This window comes from Providencia sp. JUb39 (assembly GCF_012272845.1).
Taxonomy (GTDB): domain Bacteria; phylum Pseudomonadota; class Gammaproteobacteria; order Enterobacterales; family Enterobacteriaceae; genus Providencia; species Providencia lanzhouensis.
Map to the genome: position 1 here is coordinate 2,725,391 of NZ_JAAWXD020000001.1, position 23,517 is coordinate 2,748,907.

A 23,517-nucleotide genomic window follows, 5' to 3' on the forward strand; every position below is an offset into this window, starting at 1 on the left:
CTCTAATTTAATATGAATTAACGAACCACTTCCAACTGACCATCGGAGTAACCTGTTGCACGCCATTCTGGCACGTACATGGATTCCACCTGTGGCACTGGTTTGTTATACACACCCGGCGTAACCGCGCGAGCTAAATAAACCAATGTGGTTGGACGATATTGCTGAACTTCCACTGCCGCCACAAAACGGTCATCACGGTATTCCATATGACGAATTTGCGACTGCTGCATGTCATCAATCATCTCTTGCAGATTTGGTGCAGATTCACTGAGGTTAGCGCTGCTATTGGCCAAGTTTTGGTTTTCCAACTCTAAGCCCGCAGGTAATAAATCCACCACCAATGCATCAGGAACAGTTTGGTTGGCATTCACTTCCAACTTCACCACCACCATTTCGCCGCTTCTTAATCTATCGATTGAAATACGGTTGCCTTTCATATCGTAGTAACTGCGTTTGATATCCAGCACATTTGAATATGGCTTCGGTGAACGCATCGGATAGCCGACAACATTCAAACGAGTATACAGTGTGCTGGTACCGCTGTTTTCAACACTATAACCATTCACTAGCTGTTGTTTCGTTAAGAATTCACTTACTGGTTTCTCTGAAACCAATGGTGGCTCTTGACCATTCACTAGCGCTTTCCATGGTGTTTCTGTCTCATTGGCATAGAAACGACCGGCTAAGTACAGGGCATTGCTCTCTTGAGTCGAGAAATACTTCTGTGAAGTCAGGTTGTTAGATAGCGTTTGCAGTTTCTGATCTCGGGATTTTGGCATCAAGTTATATTCATTCAGTAATGCCACGATCATCGCATCATCACGGATAGCTGAGCCGTAATCACCAATACTGCTGTAACGTGCGCTCTGTTTCTTCATACCATCAATAATGGCACTTTCACCACGCGCTTTATCACCCATCAGGTTTAATGCCACACCCAGTTGAACTAACGCTAAACCGCTGGTCGCATTGTTAGCTTGACCATAGATTTGACGCAGTGCCCCTAATGGCGCTTTTTGCTGAGTTGCTAGCACTAAGCCCGCATAGGCTTGGATCGCAAAACGGGATGCGTCTGGCTGATCCGTGTATGGATAACTCACTTGGCTACCATCTTGCAGGTAACTTAACAGGCGTGCGTTAGCATTATTCAATGCACTTTGCGGTACAGAGAAACCACGTTGGTTCGCTTTGTTTAAGAAATCCGTCGCATACGCTGTTAACCAATACTCTTCACGCCCCATTTTATCCCATAGAGAGAAGCTACCGTCATCACGCTGCATGCTTAGTAAGTGTGGGATCCCTAACTCAATCGCTTTATGGCGATCTGCGTCAGTTTGTGAATTAATACCCAGTTTTTGCAGTTCAGCTTGTGTCGAGAACAGTGACGGATACAGCCCGCTCACGGTTTGTTCTAAACAACCGTACGGATATGCAAACAGCTCACGAATATAGCGTGCAATTTGCAGCGGTGGACGGCTCGTTAACAGCACTTGCCCTTCCAGTGTATCTTGCTGTAAATAAGCAAAATCATTGGTTGGTAATGACCAAATTTCACCCGGCTCAATCGCGGTAGCAAATGCCACAGTTTCAGCCGGTTGTGCTGGACGCACACCCACTTTCCAACTGTTTTTGTACTCTTTCTCCGCTTCCCCTTCGACTTTTACGCCGTTGATGGTCATAGAGACTTCACCTTCACCAAAGCCATAATCAGCACTGACTGGCAGCGTCACTGTCGTACGCTTGCCTTTGGTCAGTTCGATATCACGAGTTGCTGCGCCGTCTAATTTCACCATGCCTGACGCTTTGAATGTCACAGTCACATTCTGCGTGTTGTCGGTCATGTTAGTAAGATCTAGCGCGAAGTAAGATTTATCGCCACTCGCCATAAAGCGAGGCATCGACATTTGCGTTACTAATGGTGCCGCAACAACGACCTTACTGTCTGCATGACCAAAATCTTTTTGGTTCCATGCTTGCGCCATTAAGCGTAATTCGCCATTAAAATCAGGAATTGCCAGTGTAATTTCACCTTCGCCATTTTTATCTAAAATGACTGGTTGCGCTTGTTCCGCAATGATTTGCACCTCTGTCAGAGGCTTCATACCACCACGTTCTAGTGCAGCATCTTCACCATCCCCACCAAAGCGCAGGTTGGCTAACTTGCCTTGACCTTCAATTAAGTGACCATACACATCATATTGGTCAACGCTGTAGCGCTTACGACCAAAGAAGGCATCGTATGGGTCTGGAGTTTTGAAATCGGTGATATTGAGGACGCCCGTATCCACCGCAGACAGCAACACGTTCACTTTTTCAGGCAGTGGCTTGCCATCTTGAGCAGTAGCTTTGATCTTCACTTTCAGATCTTCATTTGGACGCATTTTTGTCGGTGCGTTCAGCGCCAATGAGATCTTACGATTTTCATCGGCTAGCGGCAGATGTAATACCCCAACGGCGCGTTTAACGGTCGCTTCTTTGGAGTCATCTCCAGGGCGAACAACCACCGCAGAGATATATAAATCATGGCGTGCCCACTCTTTATTCACCGGCACTTCCACATCTAACCCGCCAGCTGGAACATCAATTTCCTGCCACCATAATGGCGCGCTGCTCGATTCAAGCAGAATGTAACCTTTACCTGCTTTTGGCGCTTCGATACGGACTTTGGCTTTTTCACCCGGTAAGTAAGCTGGCTTGTTCAAGCTTAATTTCACTTGGTCAGGGCGAACGGAACCGCTGCCTCCAGTATTATCTTGCCAAGAGAAGCCTGCCCAGAATTGAATGCTGCTGACTAACTCATTTTCAGGATTGGTAATTTCTAAACGGAATGAGCCCCAATCCACTGGGAATGAGATCTTCGCGGTGCCATCTTTGGCGATAGAAATATTTTCATTCGCCACCACGAGATCTTTCTGATCGTAGTTAGAAACCCAACCACCGCTTTCTGACCAGCTCCAGTAGTAATCGCGACGCTCATACACTAAACGCGCAGTCAGGTTTTCCGCTGCTAGTTTGTGCCCTGCCATATCTGACATGACAATTTCAAACTCAGCTAATGAATTTTCATCGACGTTATAACGCTTCGCGTAGCGGTCTGTACGGTAATCGTAGATCTCTTTTTTCTCAAAGAGAGGACGAATACCCACTAATTTTTTCGCTGGCCAAATCGCTTGCTCAGCGCGGCGAGTCACAGGACGACCGCCTGCCTCTAATAAGCTAGCTTGCAGAACAGCCGTAATTGGAGAGCGTGTTGATTCCCAGTTGCTTTGCGGCAAGGAGATCACCGTTTCACCGCTACCATCTAACGTTAAGTCAAACTCATCCAGTTTACGCGGTAGACCTTCTTCATTCGTCGCACCGAATTCAAAGCCTGGCAATTTCGCAACCGCTTCACGATTAGCTTTCAGCAACACTTGACCTTGCAACTGGTTATCCGCTGCTGGGGCGCCGTAGAGGTAACGACCTTTAATGTCAAAGTCAACGGGCTGCGAACTTAATACCGGCTTCTCACTGCCTGTAATATCCAGCGCCATACGCTCTGGCATAAAATCTTCAACATTGAATTTGTAATAACGTTGTGGTGAGCCATCACCTAAATCAAAACGCAGTGACCAGCCACCCGTTTCAGCATTTTTCGGGATCTCTAGCTGATACTGATACAAACCATCTTGCTTCTCATCCCCTTGCCATACAAAGCTCTTGTAGACCTGACCATCCGTCTTTAAAACATCCACTTTGACTGGCTGAGACTTCACAGGCTGACCATCACCATCACGCAGTAAACCATTCACTAGCAGTAATTCGCCCGGACGATATAAATCGCGAGGACCGAACACAAAGAACTGTTTTGCATAGCCTGAAGGACCTGAAATATCAAACTCAGACAAGTCTAATGCGGGTTGAGTCAAGTCAATCATACTGGTTTGCCCTTCGTGGGTTGCCAGTAATAATTTGCCGCCAGCCAGTTTGTCTAACTGAGCATGACCGTCACCATCAGTCGTGCCTTTGGTCACTAATTGACCTTTCTCATCCAAAATCCGCAGCTCGACGCCTTTAATCGCCGAACCTTTGGCTAATGATTGGGTGAAAATATCCACACGATCATGGTAGCTATGTAATGACACGCCGATATCACTAAGCGTAAAGACTGTCGCAGGGAATTGGTAACTGTAGCTACCCGCTTTTTGCATGATCGCTAAATAAACGCCATCTTGTTGCAACTCTTTGATGTCTTTTAATGGCAACAAAATGGATTGGCGGGTGTTTTTATCTGGGTTTAAATCGAAACGCCCTGTGTAGGCTAATTCGACTTTGTCGAGGAATTCATCGGAATACCAATATTCATAGTTACTGCGGTATTGCCACATCGCGAGGAATTGCGGTAATTGTTTTTCATCGACACGGAAGAAATTTACGTCGATTTTATCCACGTTCAGTGCGATGACTGGTAAGCCTTGGGCAACTTTGCTTGGCAGTAAAGAGCCTTTACTTGCGAACCCAACGGTTGGAATAATTTGCGCCGTTTGGAATTTCTTCTCAAAGCTGTTGTTGATGGTGCGTTCGTTGACCGCTTTCACTCCCGGATTAACCGAAAGGTTTAATTCTTTAGATGGCGGTAAATGGCGAAAACGTAATTCCATCTGGTTATCAGATAACTCCCAATCTCCATCCAGCTTACCTGATTTCACATCCACCAGATTCAAATACTGACCAAAGTTTTGATTTGGTTGTAAAGGCACCGAGAATGTCACGACCATGGCGCTTGCACCATCTAGCTGCAATTCCGAGGCATCCAAAATTTCCAGATCTTTCCCGGCATATTTCTTCACTAACTCGTCATTGGAAAGCTTAGGCGCAGCCTGTTTTTGTTCTGCAACGGGCGCCGTTTTGGTACTCGTTTCTGCCGCTGAGGTTGAGACATTACTCTCTTTTTTCGTAGTATCGTCAGTATTATCGCAGCCCGCTAATGCCATAACGGACGCTAAGGCTAATGCTACATAACGCTTTTTCGTTTTTAGACCCGCCAATGAAGTCCAACTTGATTGTTGTTTCATTACCGCCCCATCCCTTATTAAGTTAATTTATTATGTTCATGAAGCTCAAGAAAATCCTTGAACTTAAATACGTTGCGATGATTGAGCTTAGTGTGTAATCCGCAATAATAAGTATGCGCATTAATTGAATGCATAATTTAACAGAATGTAACACCAACACCTATCAGACAAAACGGAAAAAACAGCATGAAAGAATAAAGACGCGGAGAAGTCCGGTCTTTATTTTAAGTAAGGAGAGAATTAGGTATTTTTGATGGGAATACTGTCGCGCAAGAAGCTGCCTAAGCGGCGTTGATAAAATGGCGCAACGTGCTGGGTAATAAAGTGGCTTAACCCTTTTTCGTCTTCGTTAACGATGCAAAAATCAATGGATTCATCCTCATCGATATATTCGCATGCAGTTGCACCCGCTTCTTGAATAATTTCATCGATATTTTCTGCGCCTGGGACAAATTCCAACGCTATCATCAAAATATCATCAAATTGTTCATCTTCTGCTTCTTGGACCGAAACAATAAACGCGCGTCGTACGACTTTATGTTGTTTAAAAAATTCACTGAGCGCCGCTGTCAATTCTTCAGGTTCTTGTTCGAGAACGCTTAATTTTAATGAAGATCCTTCTGGCACCGTGAGTTCAGTAAACTGAACATCGGATTGCGAGTCTGTTGTTAGGTTTTGGGATTGTTGCGTCATTCAATATCCTCTACAACCAAAAATAATATCGTCTAAATTCAAAAGCCATTCATGTTAAAGAAAAAATCGCAGGCTGCATTGACTGCACCACTGCGATTTCATTATAACGCGAATTATTTTGATTTTTTGAGAAGTAAGTTAGCTAATGTTCTCACACCAATACCGGTTGCCCCTTCAGCCCATAAGCTCACTGGCGATTTACGGTAAGTTGCTGAACAATCGATATGTACCCAGTTTTGACGATAATTTTCAACAAAGTGAGACAAGAAGGCTGCCGCAGTGCTTGCACCCGCAGTATGCGAAGGCGCTGCAATATTGTTCAGGTCAGCAAAACCAGAAGGCAGTTGTTGACGGTGGAATTCAGCTAATGGTAAGCGCCAGAATAACTCGAACTCTTCATCTGATGCTGACATTAATTCTGCCACTAATTTGTCATCAAAGCTCAGTACCGAGTGGTAGTCATTACCCACAGCTGTTTTCGCAGCCCCAGTTAAGGTTGCCGCATCGATTAATAACGTTGGTTTCTCTTTGCTTGCATCAATTAAACCATCCGCTAAGACTAAACGCCCTTCCGCGTCTGTGTTCATAATTTCAACAGATTTGCCATTACGATAACGGATAATATCCCCTAATTTAAAGGCATTGCCGCTAACCATGTTGTCTGCGATACACAGGAATAATTTTACGCGTTTGTTTAAACCACGCGTGATCGCCAGCGCTAAAGAACCTACTAATGTTGCTGCGCCGCCCATATCTGCTTTCATTGAGTTCATTGAAGCAGATGGCTTAATGCTATAACCCCCTGAATCGAAGGTAATGCCTTTACCGACTAAACAGGCGAATACAGGCGCTTTCTCATCTTTACCTGGGTTGTAATCCAATGCCAGCAATACTGGAGGACGGCTAGACCCACGACCCACAGTATGAATACCTGCATAACCTTGCTCTAATAGGTCATCGCCTTTGACAATGCGGTAGCTGATATCTTGAGCGCCTACTTTGCACAGTAAATCGATTGAACGTTGAGCCAGTTGCTCTGGACCTAATTCTTCTGCTGGCGCATTGATAATATCGCGAACCCAATCAATGGTATTAATGCGCTGTTCTAATTCTTTGCGATCCGCTTCTTGCAATGCTGGCCATTCGATAGTTCTCGCCCCTTTTGGTGCGCGGAAACCTTGCCAAAATGCCCAACTTTTTTCTAAGTCCCAACCTTCGCCTGTTAATGAAACATTGCGAATGCCTTGGCTATCTAACTTACGACCAGCACTTTGTACAGCACACAGCTTACCCGGATGCTTAAGGTGGATAGTCATGCCTTTATCGTTTGAACTTAATAGAGCGCCTTCACCCCAGCATGGTGCCGCAGCTTCGCATGTAATCATGACTGGCATAATTTGTTTGGTCATTATTCTTCTCACTTTATCCACTAAGTTGATTATTGCGGGATCTTGAATTTAGCTTATCACTTTCTGCTATCAATCTTTGCTAATTCGCCAACTATACCCTAAAAATGGCAACGTTATTGAGTTTAGTTTCTATCAGACTAATAGGTTCTTTTGAATCATTTTAATTTCTTATGCGGTCTGTTACAGACGAAAAAAAACCGGATGCAACCTATTCAGCGCTATCCGGTTTTTATCCACGAAACTTATTCGTACTCGTCCAGCCAGACTAATAGAATAGCTTCGAGGATTTTTTCGTTAGATTTTTGCGGGTCATCCTCAAAATCCTCTAAGTCGCAGATCCATTGATGCATATCCGTAAAGCGCACGGTTTTTGGGTCTGTATCCGGGTAAGCATCATAGAGCGCTTCACCGATTTCACGACTGTTTGTCCACTTTAGGCTCATAGCTAACTCATTCTCTAGCATGGTTGATAGTATATTTCGGAAGATCGACAACGAGGTCTTCATCCGCAACACGTGCTTGACAGCTTAAACGGCTTTCTGGCTCTAGGCCCCAGGCTTTGTCTAGCATGTCATCTTCGAGTTCGCTGCTTTCTTCGAGAGAGTCAAAGCCTTCACGAACGATGCAGTGACAGGTTGTACATGCACAGGATTTTTCGCAGGCATGGTCGATTTCAATTCCATTGCGCAGTGCTACGTCTAAAATAGATTCGCCCTCTTGCGCTTCGACTACAGCACCTTCCGGACATAACGTACTATGAGGTAAAAAAACGATTTTAGGCATAATTATATCTCATCCACAGAATGGCCTGACAGCGCCTGACGAATAGATGCATCCATTCGGCGAGCGGCAAATTCTTGGGATTTCTTATCCAGTTGTTTAATTGCATTTTCAATAACAGTAGGGTCTGTACCTTCTACTGCTTGGATTAACTCATTGACCGCATTATCAATTTCTGACTCTTCGGTTGGAGTCAGTAAATGTGCATCTTGCTCTAATGCGCTCGTTAAACTTTCAAGCACTCTTGCCGCTTCAACTTTTTGCTCCGCTAGGCGGCGCGCATTTAAATCATCTTGCGCGTTAGTCATTGAATCTTTAATCATGGTTGAAATTTCGGTGTCAGTTAAACCGTAGGATGGCTTAACTTGAATCGATGCGGCAACACCCGTGGATTTTTCCATGGCACTCACACTGAGTAAACCATCTGCATCCACTTGGAATGTGACACGAATATGTGCGCCACCTGCCGCCATTGGCGGAATGTTACGCAGCGTAAAGCGCGCTAATGAACGGCAATCCGAAACCATTTCACGCTCACCTTGTACAACGTGAACGCTCATGGCGGTTTGTCCATCTTTGAATGTTGTGAACTCTTGCGCACGGGCGACAGGGATGGTGGTATTTCGTGGGATCACTTTTTCCACCAAACCACCCATGGTTTCCAAACCTAATGATAGCGGGATAACATCCAATAGCAGCATGTCGCTGTCTGGCTTATTACCCACTAAAATATCTGCTTGAATTGCAGCGCCGATAGCCACGACTTTATCTGGGTCGATGGAGGTTAATGGTGTACGACCAAAAAACTCACCCACTTTTTCACGAACTAATGGTACGCGAGTCGAACCACCGACCATCACCACATTTAAGACGTCATCATTTTCTACGCCAGCATCTTTTAAGGCACGGCGACATGCCATTAATGTGCGTTTAATATGGGTTTCAATCAGCGATTCAAACGTTTCACGGCTCACTGTACCCTGCCAATTTGGCAAAGTGATTGTCGCGGAATCAGCGTCACTTAATGCGATTTTTGTTTCGGTGGCAATGTTCAATAATTGGCGCGTTAAATGGTGATCACCCTGAATGGAAAGCCCCGCTTGCTGTGCAATCCATTGCGCTAATACGTGGTCAAAATCATCGCCACCTAACGCTGTATCACCACCTGTTGCCAACACTTCAAAGACACCGCGGCTCAGGCGTAAAATCGACACGTCAAATGTGCCGCCACCTAAATCATAAACGGCGATAACCCCTTCTTGACCGGAATCTAAGCCATAAGCAATCGCGGCGGCAGTAGGTTCATTCAGTAAACGCAAAACATGTAAGCCCGCCAAACGAGCTGCATCTTTGGTTCCTTGACGCTGGGCATCGTCGAAGTAAGCTGGAACCGTGATCACCACGCCATCCATTTCACCGCCAAGAGTTTGCTCTGCACGCTTTGCCAACGTTTTTAAAATGTCAGCAGAAACTTGGATTGGATCCACTTGCCCTGCGGCCGTTTGAATAAATGGCAAACCATTTTCGCTAGCAGTTAGCTGATACGGTAAATCCGGGTAACGTTTTTGAATATCTGCTAATGAACGCCCCATCATGCGTTTCACCGAAATCACGGTGTTGACAGGATCTTGTTCGGATAACTGTTTCGCTTCCCAACCCACAATGCGGTTATCTGCTTGATAATTGACTACAGAAGGAAGCAAATAGCGCCCTTTTTCATCGGGCAATGCAGCAGCTTCGCCACTACGAACAGTGGCAATCAGAGAGTGTGTTGTACCAAGATCGATTCCTGCCGCCAACTTGCGTTGGTGCGGCGCAGCGGTCATTCCTGGTTCGCTAATTTGTAATAAAGACATAATCGTTTTCTCTTAAAAGTCGTCTAGTAACCGTTCTTCGAGTTGCTCAGCTTGTTGCTGTAACTTATCGAGAAAACGCAATTTTCGGACGGTATCAGCGGCTTTTTCCCACTGCATCGCATCGAGTTCTGAAACCATCAAGGCGCTGCGCGTCTGCTGCATTTGTTTGACATTTTTCATAAAGACAGACACCCGTTCAAGGGCTTGCGGGCTATTTTCGATGTTATCTAACTCTTCGCGTAATTCGAGTTGCTCCATCAGAAATGCGGTGTCATGCATGGTATGTTGTTCGTTATTTATATCAAAACCATGTAATAACAGCATATATTCCGCGCGTTTCAGCGGATGACGAAGGGATTGATATGCCGCATTGATAGTTGCAGCATGTTGGAGTGCTTGCATTTTTTCCTGTTCTGAACAGGTTGCAAAGCGATCGGGATGATATTGTCGCTGTAATTCTTGAAAGCGATGTGTGAGTTGCTCACTGTCAATCGCGTAATTAGGGGTTAGCCCAAAAAGAGTAAAGTAATCCATAAGTGCTCAGTTTCTCGAACCGGGTACCAATGTAGCTAAGCTTAGCTAAAGATCATGTGGTCATTAACGCCACGTTAGTTACATTGGTCAAAGTCATGCTCATTTGAAGACATTATACGTGAAAACTTTCACCGCATCCGCATTCACTGTTAACGTTAGGGTTATTAAATTTAAACCCTTCGTTTAAGCCTTCTTTTACGAAATCCAGCTCAGTGCCGTCTAAATAAACCATGCTTTTGCCATCGACGATGACTTTAACACCTTTGTCTTCAAAAACGGTGTCTTCTTCATTAATTACATCAGCGAATTCAAGCACGTATGCCATTCCCGAGCAACCTGAAGTTCTTACACCCAAACGCAAGCCTTCGCCTTTACCACGATTATTCAAAAACGATTGAATTCGTTGCGCTGCACTTTCAGTAAGAGAAATCGACATTGCAAACCTCACTTTAGAAACAAACAAGGCAGATGCTAGAAATTATTAGCATCCGCCTTCAAATCATCGGTACAACTCATTATATTTAAAGTTGCATAATAAATACATCTTTAATTAATTTGAGTTTAACTATCAGTCGTGGGCTGTCTATTTTTGTTGTTTATATGGTCTAAGGTACAGCCCTTATTTACTGATATTTATCTATTATTTGCCTTGGCGTTTGCTTTTGTAATCAGCAATAGCAGCTTTGATTGCATCTTCAGCCAGAATTGAGCAGTGAATTTTCACTGGCGGTAATTCTAACTCTTCTGCGATCGCTGTATTTTTGATTGACTCAGCTTCGTCTAAGCTTTTGCCCTTCATCCACTCAGTTACCAGTGAACTTGATGCAATTGCAGAGCCGCAACCATAGGTTTTAAAGCGTGCATCTTCGATGATGCCGTCATCATTTACTTTGATTTGTAACTTCATAACGTCACCACAAGCAGGTGCACCTACCATACCGCTACCCACGCTTGGATCATTGTTATCAAATGAACCGACGTTACGTGGATTTTCATAATGATCGATAACTTTTTCGCTGTAAGCCATTTTTAAACTCCTGAAACTGTCTGATTAATGGTGAGACCATTCGATGCTGTTGAGATCTACGCCTGCTTTAAACATATCCCATAAAGGAGACAGCTCACGTAAGTGGCCGATCGCACCATGAATTTGTTTAATTGCATAGTCAATTTCTTCTTCAGTCGTAAAGCGACCGAAAGAGAAGCGAATTGAGCTATGAGCCAGTTCGTCATTCATACCTAAAGCACGCAGCACGTATGAAGGTTCTAAGCTTGCAGAAGTACATGCTGAACCAGAGGAAACTGCTAAATCTTTCAGCGACATCATTAATGACTCACCTTCAACATAGTTGAAGCTGACGTTCAGAATGTGCGGCGCACCATTTTCTAAGTCACCGTTCAGGTAAACTTCTTCGATATCTTTAATGCCGTTCCATAAACGTAAGCGCAAACCACGCAGGCGTTCAGATTCTTGAGCCATTTCTTCTTTAGCGATACGGTAAGCTTCGCCCATGCCCACGATTTGGTGAACAGGTAAAGTCCCTGAACGCATACCACGTTCATGACCACCACCGTGCTGCTGTGCTTCCAAACGAATACGTGGTTTACGACGAACATACAGTGCGCCAATACCCATTGGTCCGTACAGTTTGTGTGCAGAGAATGACATCAGGTCAACTTTTAACGTTGACAGGTCGATAGGTAATTTACCAACACTTTGAGTGGCATCAACGTGGAATACGATACCACGGCTACGGCATAATTCGCCGATTGTAGCGATGTCCTGAACAATACCGATTTCGTTATTCACGTGCATGATTGACACTAAAATGGTGTCTTCACGCATTGCCGCTTCTAACTCTTTCAGGTCAATTAAACCGTTGCTTTGAGGTGCTAAGTAAGTCACTTCAAAACCTTCACGCTCTAATTGACGGCATGTATCCAGAACTGCTTTATGTTCTGTCTTACAAGTGATGACGTGCTTGCCTTTTTTCTGATAGAACTGGGCAGCACCTTTGATAGCTAAGTTATCAGATTCTGTTGCACCTGATGTGAAGACGATTTCACGAGGATCAGCATTCACTAATTCAGCGATTTGATTACGAGCAATATCTACCGCCTCTTCAGCTTGCCAGCCGAAACGGTGTGAACGAGATGCTGGGTTACCAAAATTCCCATCCATTGTTAGACATTGCATCATTTTTTCAGCAACGCGCGGATCGACAGGCGTAGTTGCTGAATAATCTAGATAAATCGGTAATTTCATTGCTCACATACTCCAAAGGACAAGACAACTTTGCCTTTAATTTTTTAATGATCCCAATGGTGCAAGCCGCTATAGGTTGGGCTTTTTCACCATTTGGTGATCGACTGCAATTTATAATCTATTTTATATTAGGCACGAACATTGATAATGGATTCTGGCGTAATGCCGTTCGGCATTGTTTTGCGCTTTTCATTATCTTGCCTATCAGCAACATCCAGAACTTCTTGGTTCTTAACCAGCTCATCTAGGCTGATGCTACTGAGAAAACTGGTGATTCTGTCACTTAGGTCACGCCATAATGCGTGAGTTAAACAACGGTCGCCATTTTGACAACCTTCTTTATTACCCTGACAACGGGTTGCATCTACGGATTCATCGACTGCAGCAATTACTTCAGCAACAAAAATTTGGTCAGCATCACGCCCAAGCAGATAACCGCCACCAGGACCGCGAACACTAGAAACTAAATCGTTTTTACGTAAACGAGAGAAGAGTTGCTCAAGATAAGAGAGGGAAATTCCCTGACGTTCAGAAATGTCAGCTAAAGGTACTGGACCTGTCTGAGAGTGTAACGCGACATCTAGCATCGCAGTTACTGCGTAACGCCCTTTGGAAGTGAGTCTCATAACATAAATACTCCGTGGTAAAATATGCAGCAATTGTGACATACCTGAGTAATTTGGTCAACTATTTACCTGACTAATTTACTCAAGTATTATGCTCACTTTACCACGGCATTAACCTCATTTTTTCGCCCATTTTTCCATTGATGTCAAAATGCCGCGAAGAATGTGCAACTCTTGGGTTTCAACATGGGCACGGGTAAATAAACGTCGCAGTTTATTCATAATTAACCCTGGATGCGCCTTGCGAATAAAGCCCGATTCATTCAATACGCTTTCAAGATGAACATAAAAACGTTCTAAATCTTCAGCCGGTGGGTATTCTACCTCATCATCGGTCGATGTTTGCGTATTTTTTTCAGCAATTGCCAAATGCGCCATGCGGATCTCGTAGCTAACTAATTGAACCGCCATTGCCAAATTCAACGAACCATATTCTGGATTCGTCGGAATATACAAATGGTAATTACATTTTTGCAATTCTTCATTGGTTAAACCGACGCGCTCACGACCAAAAACAATCGCGACGGGTGATTCTTTTGATTGTTCAACAGATTTCACTCCACATTCACGAGGCTCGACCATTGGCCAAGAAAGTGTACGAGAACGTGCGCTGGTACCAATGACTAATTTGCACCCTTCTAATGCTTCATCGAGAGATTTTACGATTTTTGCATTACCAATGACATCACTTGCTCCCGCGGATAACGCAATAGCATGGGAATCAGGTTCGACGAGTGGATTAACTAGATAGAGATTTGAAAGCCCCATAGTTTTCATTGCGCGAGCGGTTGAGCCCATATTGCCAGTGTGTGAGGTTTCAACAAGAACGATACGAATATTTTCTAGCATGGTTTATACGTTGTCATGAAAAATTAATCGCAAGAGTCTAACACAAAATTGCTTATTGTGACGAACATCTATATACTTTGCGTCTCTTGATTTTCGTTCTTTAACATCCCAGTGGAAAATACCCATGCATCCGATGCTTAACATCGCCATACGTGCTGCACGTAAGGCTGGTAATTACATAGCTAAAAACTATGAAGATCCTCAGAACGTAACAGTAACCCAAAAGGGTGCTAACGACTTCGTCACTAACGTTGACCGTGACGCTGAACAAATCATCGTTGATATTATTCGTAAATCTTACCCTGACCACACTATCATCACTGAAGAAAGTGGTGAGTTATTAGGTAAAGATGATGATATTCAATGGGTAATCGATCCACTGGATGGCACTACCAACTTCACAAAACGTTTCCCTCACTTCTCAGTTTCTATCGCTGTACGCGTAAAAGGTCGTACAGAGGTTGCTGCTGTCTATGACCCAATGCGTAACGAATTATTTACTGCGGTACGTGGTCAAGGCGCTCAAATGAACGGCTACCGTTTACGTATGGCTGAGAAGCGCGACCTTGAAGGTGCAGTTGTCGCAACTGGCTTCCCATTCAAACACAAGCAACACGCTCCTATCTACATGAACATCATGGGCAAAATGTTTGACCAATGTGCAGATTTCCGTCGCACAGGTTCAGCTGCTCTGGATTTATGTTACGTGGCGGCAGGCCGTGTGGATGCATACTTCGAAATCGGTTTAAAACCATGGGATTTCTTAGGCGGCGAACTAATCATGCGTGAAGCTGGCGGGATCATGACTGACTTCGTAGGTGGTCATAACTATTTAGCATCGGGTAACTTAGTCGCAGGTAGCCCACGCGTTGTTCGCGATATTCTAGCTGCAATGAAAGATGAATTATCTGAAGCATTAAAACGTTAATTTAACCCTCGTTAAATTTGCTAAAAAGGGCGCTAGTGAAAACTAAGCGCCCTTTTTATTATTGCGTTACGGTAACACCAGTCTAAGATTGCGCCGTCACTTTTGGTCGAATAAACAGCGCAGGAACAGCCAAGAGCGCCATCAAATAAAACACAACGCCATGTTGGTCAGGCATACGTTCATAAATATAACCGACCATAATCGTGATCACCGCAAGCCCTCCCCCAGTAGCTAATGCAGAATAAGCGCCTTGCAGCGGAATGATTTCATTTTCTTTACGCGCACTAATAAAGCGCATTGCCGCTAAGTGGCAAACAGTAAAGGTTCCGCTATGTAAGATTTGAACAATAATTAAAACTGGTAATGCGGTAAATGCCCCCATCATTCCCCAGCGGACAATCCCACAAACAGCGGATAATAAGAGTAAATTACGTGCGCTCCAACGCCGGAATAATCGATGGCTCAGCATAAAGACGATCACTTCTGCCACTACACCCAGTGACCATAAATTACCGATCACTAAATCGGAATAACCCGCTTCTTTCCAGAACAGTGAAGCAAATCCATAATACGCAGCATGGGCACCTTGCAATAACGTTACACAGATTAAAAACAACAGCACGTTTTTATCGGCAATCAGCTGTTTGAAGGAGACCTTATTTGCGCCATCTATTTTTGCCACACCCGCGGGCATAATTGCCGGTTTTAGCATCGCCCCCAATAATAGGGCGGCACAGCTGATCACCAGCGCCACCATGATAGAGGTATGTCCCCACACGCCAGCGAAATAGCCCATCGACGATGAGCCAATAATAAAGGCGATGGAGCCCCAAACACGGATTTTGCCATAATCAAAAGTAAACTGTTTTTGCCATGTTCCTGCCAGTGAATCCCCTAATGGCACCATAGGCGCAAAAAAGAGGTTAAACCCTATCATGACAAACATCAGCCACGCCCAATGGGAGCCGAACGAAAATCCAATGGAAAAAATAAGGGAAAGCGCCGCCAGTAATCGTAATGCATTGATCAGCTTGGAAGGCTCTTTGACTTGGGGGGTGATAAACATAGCACCGAGAAAACGCGCCGCAAGCCCGATACCTAACAACAGCCCTATCATTTCTGCATCTATTCCCTCACCTTGTAGCCACACTGACCAAAATGGTAAGAAAATACTGTAGGCAAAAAAGTAGGTAAAATAATCAATCGCTAGCCAACGCGTTGATGGAATAACCATCACTCCTCCCTTATTTTCATATCACCCTCTCTATGAAGGGGTTTACAACTGACAACAAAAAACCCGCTTTTACAAAGTGTAGAAGCGGGTTTATCGTGCTAATTCAGCTTACTTTATGGGCATATCGCCATTATGCATAAACTGGGTATTTTTTGCAGATAGCTAATACTTTCTGTTTAACAGCTTCAATGGTCGCTTCGTCATTGAGGTTATCCAGAATATCACACATCCAGCCAGCTAGCTCGCGTGCATCTGCTTCATTGAAGCCACGACGTGTAATTGCAGGAGAACCGATACGCACACCAGAAGTCACAAATGGGCTCTTCGGATCGTTAGGTACGCTGTTTTTGTTTACCGTAATATTTGCGCGACCCAGTGCAGCGTCAGCGTCTTTACCTGTAATATCTTTGTCAACTAAGTCAACCAAGAACAGATGGTTTTCAGTACCGCCAGATACTACTTTAAAGCCACGTTTTTGGAAAACTTCAACCATTGCTTTCGCATTTTTAGCGACTTGCTGTTGGTAAGTTTTGAACGCTGGCTCCATCGCTTCTTTCAGTGCTACCGCTTTACCTGCGATAACATGCATCAGAGGACCGCCTTGTGAACCAGGGAATACCGCAGAGTTCAGACGCTTGTACAGCTCTTCGTCGCCACCTTTAGCTAAAATCAGACCACCACGTGGACCCGCTAAAGTTTTGTGCGTTGTTGTAGTAACGACGTGAGCATGTGGAACCGGGTTAGGATAAACACCCGCCGCCACCAGACCCGCAACGTGAGCCATATCAACGAACAGGTAAGCTCCGATGCTGTCTGCGATTTCACGCATTTTAGCCCAATCAACCACACCAGAATATGCGGAGAAGCCGCCGATGATCATTTTAGGTTGATGTTTTTTCGCTTGAGTCGCGATATCGTCGTAATCGATTTTACCGCTTTCATCGATACCGTAAGGAACGATGTTATACAGTTTACCGGAGAAGTTTACTGGGGAACCGTGAGTTAAGTGGCCACCGTGTGCAAGGTTCATACCTAATACTGTGTCACCTGGTTGCAGCAGCGCCATATAGACGGCAGCGTTAGCTTGTGAACCTGAGTGTGGCTGTACGTTTGCGTAGTCAGCACCAAATAACTCTTTTGCGCGGTCGATAGCTAATTGCTCAACCACATCAACGAATTCACAACCACCATAATAACGTTTAGTTGGATAACCTTCCGCATACTTATTGGTCAGCTGAGAGCCTTGAGCCTGCATAACTCGTGGGCTGGTATAGTTTTCAGAAGCAATTAATTCAATGTGTTCTTCTTGACGTTGTACTTCTTTTTCCATTGCTTCCCACAGTTGTGGGTCGTAATCTGCAATATTCATTTCACGCTTTAACATTCGCTTCTCCTGCCTCAGCAATTCAATAAGGTAACAATCAATTCAACTTAATGACTGACAGTGTAAACTCTTTTTCGTCGTTGAGATAGCCCCTAAGAAAAAATATACGCAAACGATTGCATTAATTTTTTTGCTTTCAGATACCTTTAAACAACACAAAATATAATAGCGCACATTTCAATAATACCGAGACGAATATCTAACTTTGCTAGCTACCTCTAATTTTGCGGTGAATTCCCCCACTTTTTGATGCGTTAATTATTTACATTTCCCGCTAAATATTATAAGTTGCATACAAAATGCATGTTTATAAATTCATAATATTATGAAAATAATTCAGGAGTACCTGTATGCTTGATCAACAAACTATCGCCACAATTAAATCCACCATCCCTGCCATCGCAGCAACTGGTCCTAAATTAACCGCTCACTTTTATGACAGAATGTTTAAACAACATCCTGAACTGAAAGATATTTTCAATATGAGAAATCAAACGAATGGCGATCAGCGTGAAGCCTTATTTAACGCCATTTGCGCCTATGCCGTCCATATTGAAACCCCTGAAGCATTAATTGGTGCAGTGGAAAAAATTGCGCAAAAACATGCCAGCTTAAATATCAAACCAGAGCATTACCCGATTGTTGGGGAAAATCTGCTCGCTGCGATTGATGAGCTACTGAGCCCAGGTCAGGAAGTGTTGGACGCATGGGGAAGAGCTTATGGCGTACTGGCGGATATTTTCATTAACCGTGAAAACGCGATCTACCATGAAAATGCGGAAAAATCTGGCGGATGGGAAGGCTTACGTGAATTTAAAGTCACTAAAAAACAGCCTCAAAGTGCCGTTATCACCAGTTTTGAACTCACTCCGGTAGATGGTAAAGCTGTGGCCGATTATCGTCCAGGGCAATATATTACTGTGTACTTGAATGAAAATAGTTTTGAAAATCAAGAGATTCGCCAGTATTCACTCACTACTGCGCCAAATGGGAAAACCTACCGTATAGCGGTGAAACGTGAAGAGCAAGGTATCGTTTCAGGCTTCTTGCATCAAAATCTCAATGAAGGCGATATTGTTCGTTTAGCGCCACCTTGCGGTGACTTTTACCTTGATGTCGAACCGAAAACGCCAGTAACTTTAATTTCTGCTGGCGTCGGTTTAACACCAATGCTTAGCATGCTTAACCACCTCACTATGCACCAACATCAAGCACCTGTGAATTGGCTACATGCTGCTGAAAATGGGGATGTACACGCTTTTAATCAAGAAGTTAGCCAGTTGATGTCACAACATACCCAAGGTCATTCAGCAGTCTGGTTTAATCAGCCAGCACCACAAGATCAACAGGGTGAAGATTACCAATACCGTGGATTACTGGATTTAACGCAAGTCAAAGAGAAAGTGCTTCAGCCAAATATGCAATTCTATTTCTGCGGACCTGTTGGCTTTATGCAGCATGTTGGAAAACAGCTAATTGAAATGGGTGTTGTAGCCGATAACATTCATTATGAGTGTTTTGGTCCTCATAAAGTATTACCGTTAAATTAATTGCAGTTATTCATTATAGTGAATTGTTTTTAAAGCTTTAGTTATAAATAATTTTTAATTTTTGCGGTAACGGATTCGCATATAAATATATCATCATCCCATGTAAGATATATTTATCCCGTTACCGCATTTTTCATTCTAGCTAACTTGCTAGCCCAAAAGCTAACCCGCCAACTAAAACAAAAACTAAATCGCTTCTTCGTCCTGCTCACCCGTACGAATACGAATGACGCGAGCAACGTCATACACAAAGATTTTTCCATCACCGATTTTGCCGGTTTGCGCCGTTTGCATAATGGTTTCTACACAGCTTTCTACAATATCGTCCGGCACAACGATTTCAATTTTTACCTTTGGTAAAAAATCCACCATATATTCTGCACCGCGATACAGTTCAGTGTGACCTTTTTGGCGACCAAAACCTTTAACTTCAGTCACAGTCATACCGGTGATCCCCACTTCGGCTAACGCTTCGCGCACATCATCAAGTTTGAATGGCTTTATAATTGCATCAATTTTTTTCATTTTCAGTTCCTGTTATGACCAGTTTTTGCGGCCAAAACCTGAGGTAATCGGATAACGACGATCTTTACCGAAATTACGCATTGTGATCCGCGGTCCAACAGGAGCCTGACGGCGTTTATATTCGTTAATATCGACAAGACGCACAACTTTGCGAACAATTTCTCTATCAAATCCGAGCTTGATTAGGTCAGCCACAGATAAATCTTTTTCTACATAACCGTCTAAGATGGCATCTAACACATCGTATTGCGGTAAACTATCTTGGTCTAATTGCCCTGGAGCCAGCTCCGCTGAAGGTGGTCTATCAATCACGCGCTGCGGAATTGCCGGCGATATTGTATTACGATATTTAGCCAGTTCAAAGACTAGCGTTTTTGGCACATCTTTCAGGACATCAAAGCCCCCTGCCATATCGCCATACAACGTTGAATACCCAACTGCAGATTCACTTTTATTGCTAGTCGTCAGCACTAAACGGCGGCGCTTATTGGACATCGCCATTAAGATCACGGCGCGACAACGGGCTTGTAAATTCTCTTCCGTGGTATCCGGTTGAGTTCCTTCAAACATCGGCTGCAATTGTGCCATAAAGGCATCAAACATCGGTTCGATGGAAACAATATCAAACTCAACACCCAGTAATTCCGCCTGCTCTTTAGCATCATGAATGCTCATTTCAGAGGTGTAACGGAATGGCATCATGACCGCTTGAACGCGATCTTTACCGATAGCATCCGCCGCAATCGCCACAGTTAATCCTGAATCTATCCCGCCAGATAATCCTAAAATCGCGCCATTAAAGCCATTTTTGTTGATGTAATCGCGGGTTGCTAGAACTAATGCTTGATACACCTGCGCGATTTGAGACGCTTCAGGTTGCTTCGGCTGCTCAGTCACTAGTTTTACATCTTCAAAGGTGACTGTTGCCACTTGCTCTGCAAATTCAGCCATTTGATAGACTTGCTTGCCTTTATTTGCCAGTACTTTCGAGCCGCCATCAAACACGAGTTCGTCCTGTCCACCCACTTGGTTAAGATAAACAATCGGCAAACCGGTACGCTGAGCATGTTCCACCAGCAGGTCACTGCGAATGTGTTCTTTATTTAAATCATATGGTGAGGCATTGATGGTAAGCACTAATTCAGCCCCCGCCCCTTTCACCGCATCAATCGGCTCGTCATACCAAATATCTTCGCAAATCAATAAACCGAGCTGATAACCTTTGAATTCCACCACGCACGTTTTTTCCGCCGCCGTAAAGTAACGAGGCTCATCAAAAACGCCATAATTAGGCAGTTCTTGCTTAAAGTAACGGGCTAATAGCTTGCCTTGGTAGAAAAATGATAATGCGTTATAAATTTCATTCTCTTCGTACCACGGATGACCCACGATAATCCCGCATTGGCCGCTAGCTTGCTGTAAACGTTTTAATTGTGCGGTGCACCGCTCTTCAAAATCGTGGCGGAAGAGTAAATCTTCAGGGGAGTACCCTGTTAGAGCCAACTCAGAAAACATGACGATATCAGTATGTTCAGCCTGTTCTTCAACAGTTTGCAACATACGATCGCAGTTGCCTTCGATGTCGCCAACCAGCCAGTTAAGTTGTGCCAGTGAGATATTAAGCTTACGGCTCATAACGTGTTTGTTCTCCCTTAATCCTTTAGGCTATAAAGGTTTTATTCTTTAAAATCATTCGCTTCTAAATCGTGACGCCCAAGTAATTTATAAAACTCGGTACGGTTGCGTCCCGCCATGCGCGCAGCTTGGGTCACGTTGCCTTTGGTCATCTGCAATAGCTTACGCAGATAATTTAATTCGAATTGGTTACGCGCCTCAACAAAAGTCGGTAGCGCCGTATTTTCTCCTTCCAGCGCTTGGCTAACGAGAGCTTCGCTGATCACTGGAGAGGTCGTCAATGCGACACACTGCTCAATCACGTTCACTAACTGACGCACGTTTCCGGGCCAGCTTGCGGTCATCAAGCACTTCATCGCATCACTCGAAAAACTACGAACAAATGGTTTATGGCGGCTCGCAGCTTCACGTAATAAATGATTAGCTAATAATGGGATATCTTCCGCGCGTTCATTCAATGCAGGGATCCGCAGGTTCACTACATTCAAGCGATAATAGAGATCCTCACGGAACTCGTTTTTTTCCATCGCTTTCGGTAGGTTACGGTGGGTCGCAGAAATAATGCGGACATCAATATCTAAATCGCGGTTGCTACCTAGCGGGCGAACCTTACGTTCTTGCAAAACACGCAGTAATTTGACTTGCAGCGGCATTGGCATATCACCAATTTCGTCTAAAAAGAGCGTTCCACCGCTGGCAGCAAAAAATAGCCCTTCACGGCTACTGACTGCACCGGTAAACGCACCTTTAGCATGCCCAAACAGTTCAGACTCAAGTAATTGTTCAGGTAATGCGCCACAGTTAATTGCGATAAACGGTTTATGAGCACGTGGGCTCACTTTATGAATCGCTTGCGCTAATACTTCTTTACCCGTACCACTTTGCCCATTAATCAGCACGCTCACATCCGATTGAGCCACCATATGAGCCTGTTCAAGCAAACGGATCATTAGCGGGCTACGCGTGACAATGCCAGCGCTCCACTCTTCATCACTAATCGGTGTGGAGGATAATGCTAATGCTTCATCAATGGCTTTATAAAGCGCGTCTTTATCAACGGGTTTGGTTAAGAAACTAAATACCCCGCGCTGCGTTGCCGCAACCGCATCAGGAATCGAACCATGAGCAGTGAGAATAATCACCGGAAGATTAGGATGGGCTTTTTGCACTTCATCAAACAGCGCCATGCCATCCATTTCATCCATTCGTAAATCACTAATCACGAGATCGATTTTTTCTTTCTGGAGTAATTTTAGTGCTTCAGGTCCACTTTCCGCTGTAGAGACTTTAAAACCTTCACTACTCAAACGCATACCAAGCAGTTTTAGCAGGCTAGGGTCATCATCCACCAAAAGTAAGTTAGCTGACTTACGACCGGTCATTGTGCTTTATTCTCCGAGGAATTCTGTTCGGCTGAAGCTGGCTTCGTTTCTGTTGGCGCAGCAACAGCGGCTTCATCTTCTTTTTCAACTTCATTCGCATTTTTCTTGCGAGAAGAGAGCTGGCGCTCAATATCCGTTAAGTTTTCTAACTTGCGGGAAGTATTATTAAGCTCAAAACGCAACTTGGCATTATCTTCTTTTAGGCGGTCAAGCTTTGCATCCATCTCTTGCTGCATACGTTTATAACGTGCATTCGCATCTGCAAGGTTGATCGCTTGAACCTGCTGTTCGCGCCACAATTGCAATAATGGGCGAATTGGCGTTGGGAAGCTCAAACTATAGGTGTTGATGCTATCGAGCATTTGGCGACGTTCAGCGATTGTAGGCTCCGCTGAACCTAATAGAATGTTTTTAGTAAATGAAGTAGACCAATCATTCACTTCAATCTTTTTCGCTTCAGCACGCGCTTTGTCAGCATCCATTCTGTCCACACAGCCCATCATGCGTAACCAATAGAGGGCATTTTCCTGTGAGACAGGCTCTTGATTTTCCCAAATTGATTCGCAAGAAGCATAACGGTAATCCGTGGTTTTCACTTCTGGGATAACAACTTTAGCTAGAGTTTCTAATGGTGATTGACCGTTCTTCGCCACACACCCTGTTAAAATGAGCGAGAATAGAATTATTCCCAAAGGAGTACCAACGCGGGAAGACTTAATACTTGTCCCACGGCGAATTGAGATTGTTTTTGTCTTCGACAGTACTGCATTACACAATACCACCAAGAAATCTGTAGACCTGTTTTGCAT

The 23,517-nt window shown here is 44.2% G+C and carries 20 protein-coding genes; 2 read left to right on the forward strand and 18 right to left on the reverse strand.

Annotation, left to right across the window (positions count from 1 at the left end; genetic code table 11):
- Positions 1-17: 17 nt before the first annotated feature.
- From HFU86_RS12635 to trmJ, 12 genes are all read right to left on the reverse strand, one after another.
- Positions 18-5,057 carry an alpha-2-macroglobulin family protein gene (locus tag HFU86_RS12635; protein ID WP_187129376.1) on the reverse strand — a complete coding sequence of 1,680 codons (5,040 nt, stop codon included), beginning with the start codon at positions 5,055-5,057 and terminating at the stop codon, positions 18-20.
- 240 nt (positions 5,058-5,297) lie between these two features.
- The gene (locus tag HFU86_RS12640) at positions 5,298-5,750 is read right to left on the reverse strand and encodes an enhanced serine sensitivity protein SseB C-terminal domain-containing protein (RefSeq protein ID WP_036949492.1); all 453 of its coding nucleotides are present in this window, start codon (positions 5,748-5,750) and stop codon (positions 5,298-5,300) included.
- A gap of 113 nt (positions 5,751-5,863) precedes the next feature.
- Positions 5,864-7,159 (reverse strand): aminopeptidase PepB, encoded by a 1,296-nt coding sequence (gene pepB, locus HFU86_RS12645; protein ID WP_036949490.1) that lies wholly within the window; start codon positions 7,157-7,159, stop codon positions 5,864-5,866.
- Between the two features lie 242 nt (positions 7,160-7,401).
- Positions 7,402-7,602: a Fe-S cluster assembly protein IscX gene (gene iscX, locus HFU86_RS12650; protein WP_006661301.1), complete on the reverse strand. Its 201-nt coding sequence runs from the start codon at positions 7,600-7,602 to the stop codon at positions 7,402-7,404.
- 7 nt (positions 7,603-7,609) lie between these two features.
- Positions 7,610-7,942 carry an ISC system 2Fe-2S type ferredoxin gene (gene fdx / locus HFU86_RS12655; RefSeq protein ID WP_132495558.1) on the reverse strand — a complete coding sequence of 111 codons (333 nt, stop codon included), beginning with the start codon at positions 7,940-7,942 and terminating at the stop codon, positions 7,610-7,612.
- 2 nt (positions 7,943-7,944) lie between these two features.
- Positions 7,945-9,795 carry a Fe-S protein assembly chaperone HscA gene (gene hscA, locus HFU86_RS12660; protein ID WP_187129377.1) on the reverse strand — a complete coding sequence of 617 codons (1,851 nt, stop codon included), beginning with the start codon at positions 9,793-9,795 and terminating at the stop codon, positions 7,945-7,947.
- Positions 9,796-9,807: 12 nt separating this feature from the next.
- A complete protein-coding gene (hscB, locus tag HFU86_RS12665; RefSeq protein ID WP_132495562.1) occupies positions 9,808-10,329 on the reverse strand; it encodes a co-chaperone HscB in 522 nt (173 codons plus the stop codon).
- 112 nt (positions 10,330-10,441) lie between these two features.
- Entirely contained in the window at positions 10,442-10,765 is a 324-nt protein-coding gene (gene iscA / locus HFU86_RS12670) for an iron-sulfur cluster assembly protein IscA (protein ID WP_036949483.1), read from the reverse strand.
- Positions 10,766-10,969: 204 nt separating this feature from the next.
- On the reverse strand, positions 10,970-11,356 hold the full coding sequence (gene iscU / locus HFU86_RS12675) for a Fe-S cluster assembly scaffold IscU (RefSeq protein ID WP_036949481.1): 387 nt from the start codon (positions 11,354-11,356) through the stop codon (positions 10,970-10,972).
- Positions 11,357-11,380: 24 nt separating this feature from the next.
- Complete coding sequence (locus HFU86_RS12680) at positions 11,381-12,595, reverse strand: IscS subfamily cysteine desulfurase (protein ID WP_036949479.1); 1,215 nt, start codon at positions 12,593-12,595, stop codon at positions 11,381-11,383.
- A 128-nt stretch (positions 12,596-12,723) separates the two neighbouring features.
- Entirely contained in the window at positions 12,724-13,221 is a 498-nt protein-coding gene (iscR, locus tag HFU86_RS12685) for a Fe-S cluster assembly transcriptional regulator IscR (protein ID WP_036949477.1), read from the reverse strand.
- Positions 13,222-13,338: 117 nt separating this feature from the next.
- Entirely contained in the window at positions 13,339-14,070 is a 732-nt protein-coding gene (trmJ, locus tag HFU86_RS12690; protein WP_132495566.1) for a tRNA (cytosine(32)/uridine(32)-2'-O)-methyltransferase TrmJ, read from the reverse strand.
- A 124-nt stretch (positions 14,071-14,194) separates the two neighbouring features.
- Between trmJ and suhB the strand changes: the two genes are divergently transcribed.
- Complete coding sequence (gene suhB / locus HFU86_RS12695) at positions 14,195-14,998, forward strand: inositol-1-monophosphatase (RefSeq protein ID WP_132495568.1); 804 nt, start codon at positions 14,195-14,197, stop codon at positions 14,996-14,998.
- Positions 14,999-15,080: 82 nt separating this feature from the next.
- On the opposite strand, the gene HFU86_RS12700 is transcribed toward suhB, so the two are convergent.
- Positions 15,081-16,232 (reverse strand): 3-phenylpropionate MFS transporter, encoded by a 1,152-nt coding sequence (locus HFU86_RS12700; RefSeq protein WP_187129378.1) that lies wholly within the window; start codon positions 16,230-16,232, stop codon positions 15,081-15,083.
- 130 nt (positions 16,233-16,362) lie between these two features.
- On the reverse strand, positions 16,363-17,616 hold the full coding sequence (glyA, locus tag HFU86_RS12705; RefSeq protein ID WP_132495572.1) for a serine hydroxymethyltransferase: 1,254 nt from the start codon (positions 17,614-17,616) through the stop codon (positions 16,363-16,365).
- Positions 17,617-17,966: 350 nt separating this feature from the next.
- Here glyA and hmpA point away from each other — a divergent pair, with 350 nt between their 5' ends.
- Positions 17,967-19,166: an NO-inducible flavohemoprotein gene (gene hmpA / locus HFU86_RS12710; protein WP_187129379.1), complete on the forward strand. Its 1,200-nt coding sequence runs from the start codon at positions 17,967-17,969 to the stop codon at positions 19,164-19,166.
- 186 nt (positions 19,167-19,352) lie between these two features.
- Here the strand turns inward: hmpA and glnB are convergent, their stop codons facing one another.
- The 4 genes from glnB to qseG are packed head-to-tail and all read right to left on the reverse strand — an operon-like array spanning position 19,353 to position 23,517.
- Positions 19,353-19,691: a nitrogen regulatory protein P-II gene (gene glnB, locus HFU86_RS12715; RefSeq protein WP_004921424.1), complete on the reverse strand. Its 339-nt coding sequence runs from the start codon at positions 19,689-19,691 to the stop codon at positions 19,353-19,355.
- 12 nt (positions 19,692-19,703) lie between these two features.
- Positions 19,704-21,326 carry an NAD+ synthase gene (locus HFU86_RS12720; RefSeq protein WP_187129380.1) on the reverse strand — a complete coding sequence of 541 codons (1,623 nt, stop codon included), beginning with the start codon at positions 21,324-21,326 and terminating at the stop codon, positions 19,704-19,706.
- 41 nt (positions 21,327-21,367) lie between these two features.
- Positions 21,368-22,708 (reverse strand): two-component system response regulator GlrR, encoded by a 1,341-nt coding sequence (gene glrR / locus HFU86_RS12725; RefSeq protein ID WP_132495578.1) that lies wholly within the window; start codon positions 22,706-22,708, stop codon positions 21,368-21,370.
- The gene (qseG, locus tag HFU86_RS12730) at positions 22,705-23,517 is read right to left on the reverse strand and encodes a two-component system QseEF-associated lipoprotein QseG (protein WP_132495580.1); all 813 of its coding nucleotides are present in this window, start codon (positions 23,515-23,517) and stop codon (positions 22,705-22,707) included. The genes glrR and qseG overlap by 4 nt, the downstream gene beginning before the upstream one ends.

What these genes read in the sequence shown, in the direction of transcription:
- HFU86_RS12635 (WP_187129376.1), bottom strand. Translation starts at nt 5,057, where the DNA reads ATGAAACAACAATCAAGTTGGACTTCATTGGCGGGTCTAAAAACGAAA.
- HFU86_RS12640 (WP_036949492.1), bottom strand. Translation starts at nt 5,750, where the DNA reads ATGACGCAACAATCCCAAAACCTAACAACAGACTCGCAATCCGATGTT.
- pepB (WP_036949490.1), bottom strand. Translation starts at nt 7,159, where the DNA reads ATGACCAAACAAATTATGCCAGTCATGATTACATGCGAAGCTGCGGCA.
- iscX (WP_006661301.1), bottom strand. Translation starts at nt 7,602, where the DNA reads ATGAGCCTAAAGTGGACAAACAGTCGTGAAATCGGTGAAGCGCTCTAT.
- fdx (WP_132495558.1), bottom strand. Translation starts at nt 7,942, where the DNA reads ATGCCTAAAATCGTTTTTTTACCTCATAGTACGTTATGTCCGGAAGGT.
- hscA (WP_187129377.1), bottom strand. Translation starts at nt 9,795, where the DNA reads ATGTCTTTATTACAAATTAGCGAACCAGGAATGACCGCTGCGCCGCAC.
- hscB (WP_132495562.1), bottom strand. Translation starts at nt 10,329, where the DNA reads ATGGATTACTTTACTCTTTTTGGGCTAACCCCTAATTACGCGATTGAC.
- iscA (WP_036949483.1), bottom strand. Translation starts at nt 10,765, where the DNA reads ATGTCGATTTCTCTTACTGAAAGTGCAGCGCAACGAATTCAATCGTTT.
- iscU (WP_036949481.1), bottom strand. Translation starts at nt 11,356, where the DNA reads ATGGCTTACAGCGAAAAAGTTATCGATCATTATGAAAATCCACGTAAC.
- HFU86_RS12680 (WP_036949479.1), bottom strand. Translation starts at nt 12,595, where the DNA reads ATGAAATTACCGATTTATCTAGATTATTCAGCAACTACGCCTGTCGAT.
- iscR (WP_036949477.1), bottom strand. Translation starts at nt 13,221, where the DNA reads ATGAGACTCACTTCCAAAGGGCGTTACGCAGTAACTGCGATGCTAGAT.
- trmJ (WP_132495566.1), bottom strand. Translation starts at nt 14,070, where the DNA reads ATGCTAGAAAATATTCGTATCGTTCTTGTTGAAACCTCACACACTGGC.
- suhB (WP_132495568.1), top strand. Translation starts at nt 14,195, where the DNA reads ATGCATCCGATGCTTAACATCGCCATACGTGCTGCACGTAAGGCTGGT.
- HFU86_RS12700 (WP_187129378.1), bottom strand. Translation starts at nt 16,232, where the DNA reads ATGGTTATTCCATCAACGCGTTGGCTAGCGATTGATTATTTTACCTAC.
- glyA (WP_132495572.1), bottom strand. Translation starts at nt 17,616, where the DNA reads ATGTTAAAGCGTGAAATGAATATTGCAGATTACGACCCACAACTGTGG.
- hmpA (WP_187129379.1), top strand. Translation starts at nt 17,967, where the DNA reads ATGCTTGATCAACAAACTATCGCCACAATTAAATCCACCATCCCTGCC.
- glnB (WP_004921424.1), bottom strand. Translation starts at nt 19,691, where the DNA reads ATGAAAAAAATTGATGCAATTATAAAGCCATTCAAACTTGATGATGTG.
- HFU86_RS12720 (WP_187129380.1), bottom strand. Translation starts at nt 21,326, where the DNA reads ATGAGCCGTAAGCTTAATATCTCACTGGCACAACTTAACTGGCTGGTT.
- glrR (WP_132495578.1), bottom strand. Translation starts at nt 22,708, where the DNA reads ATGACCGGTCGTAAGTCAGCTAACTTACTTTTGGTGGATGATGACCCT.
- qseG (WP_132495580.1), bottom strand. Translation starts at nt 23,517, where the DNA reads ATGCAAAACAGGTCTACAGATTTCTTGGTGGTATTGTGTAATGCAGTA.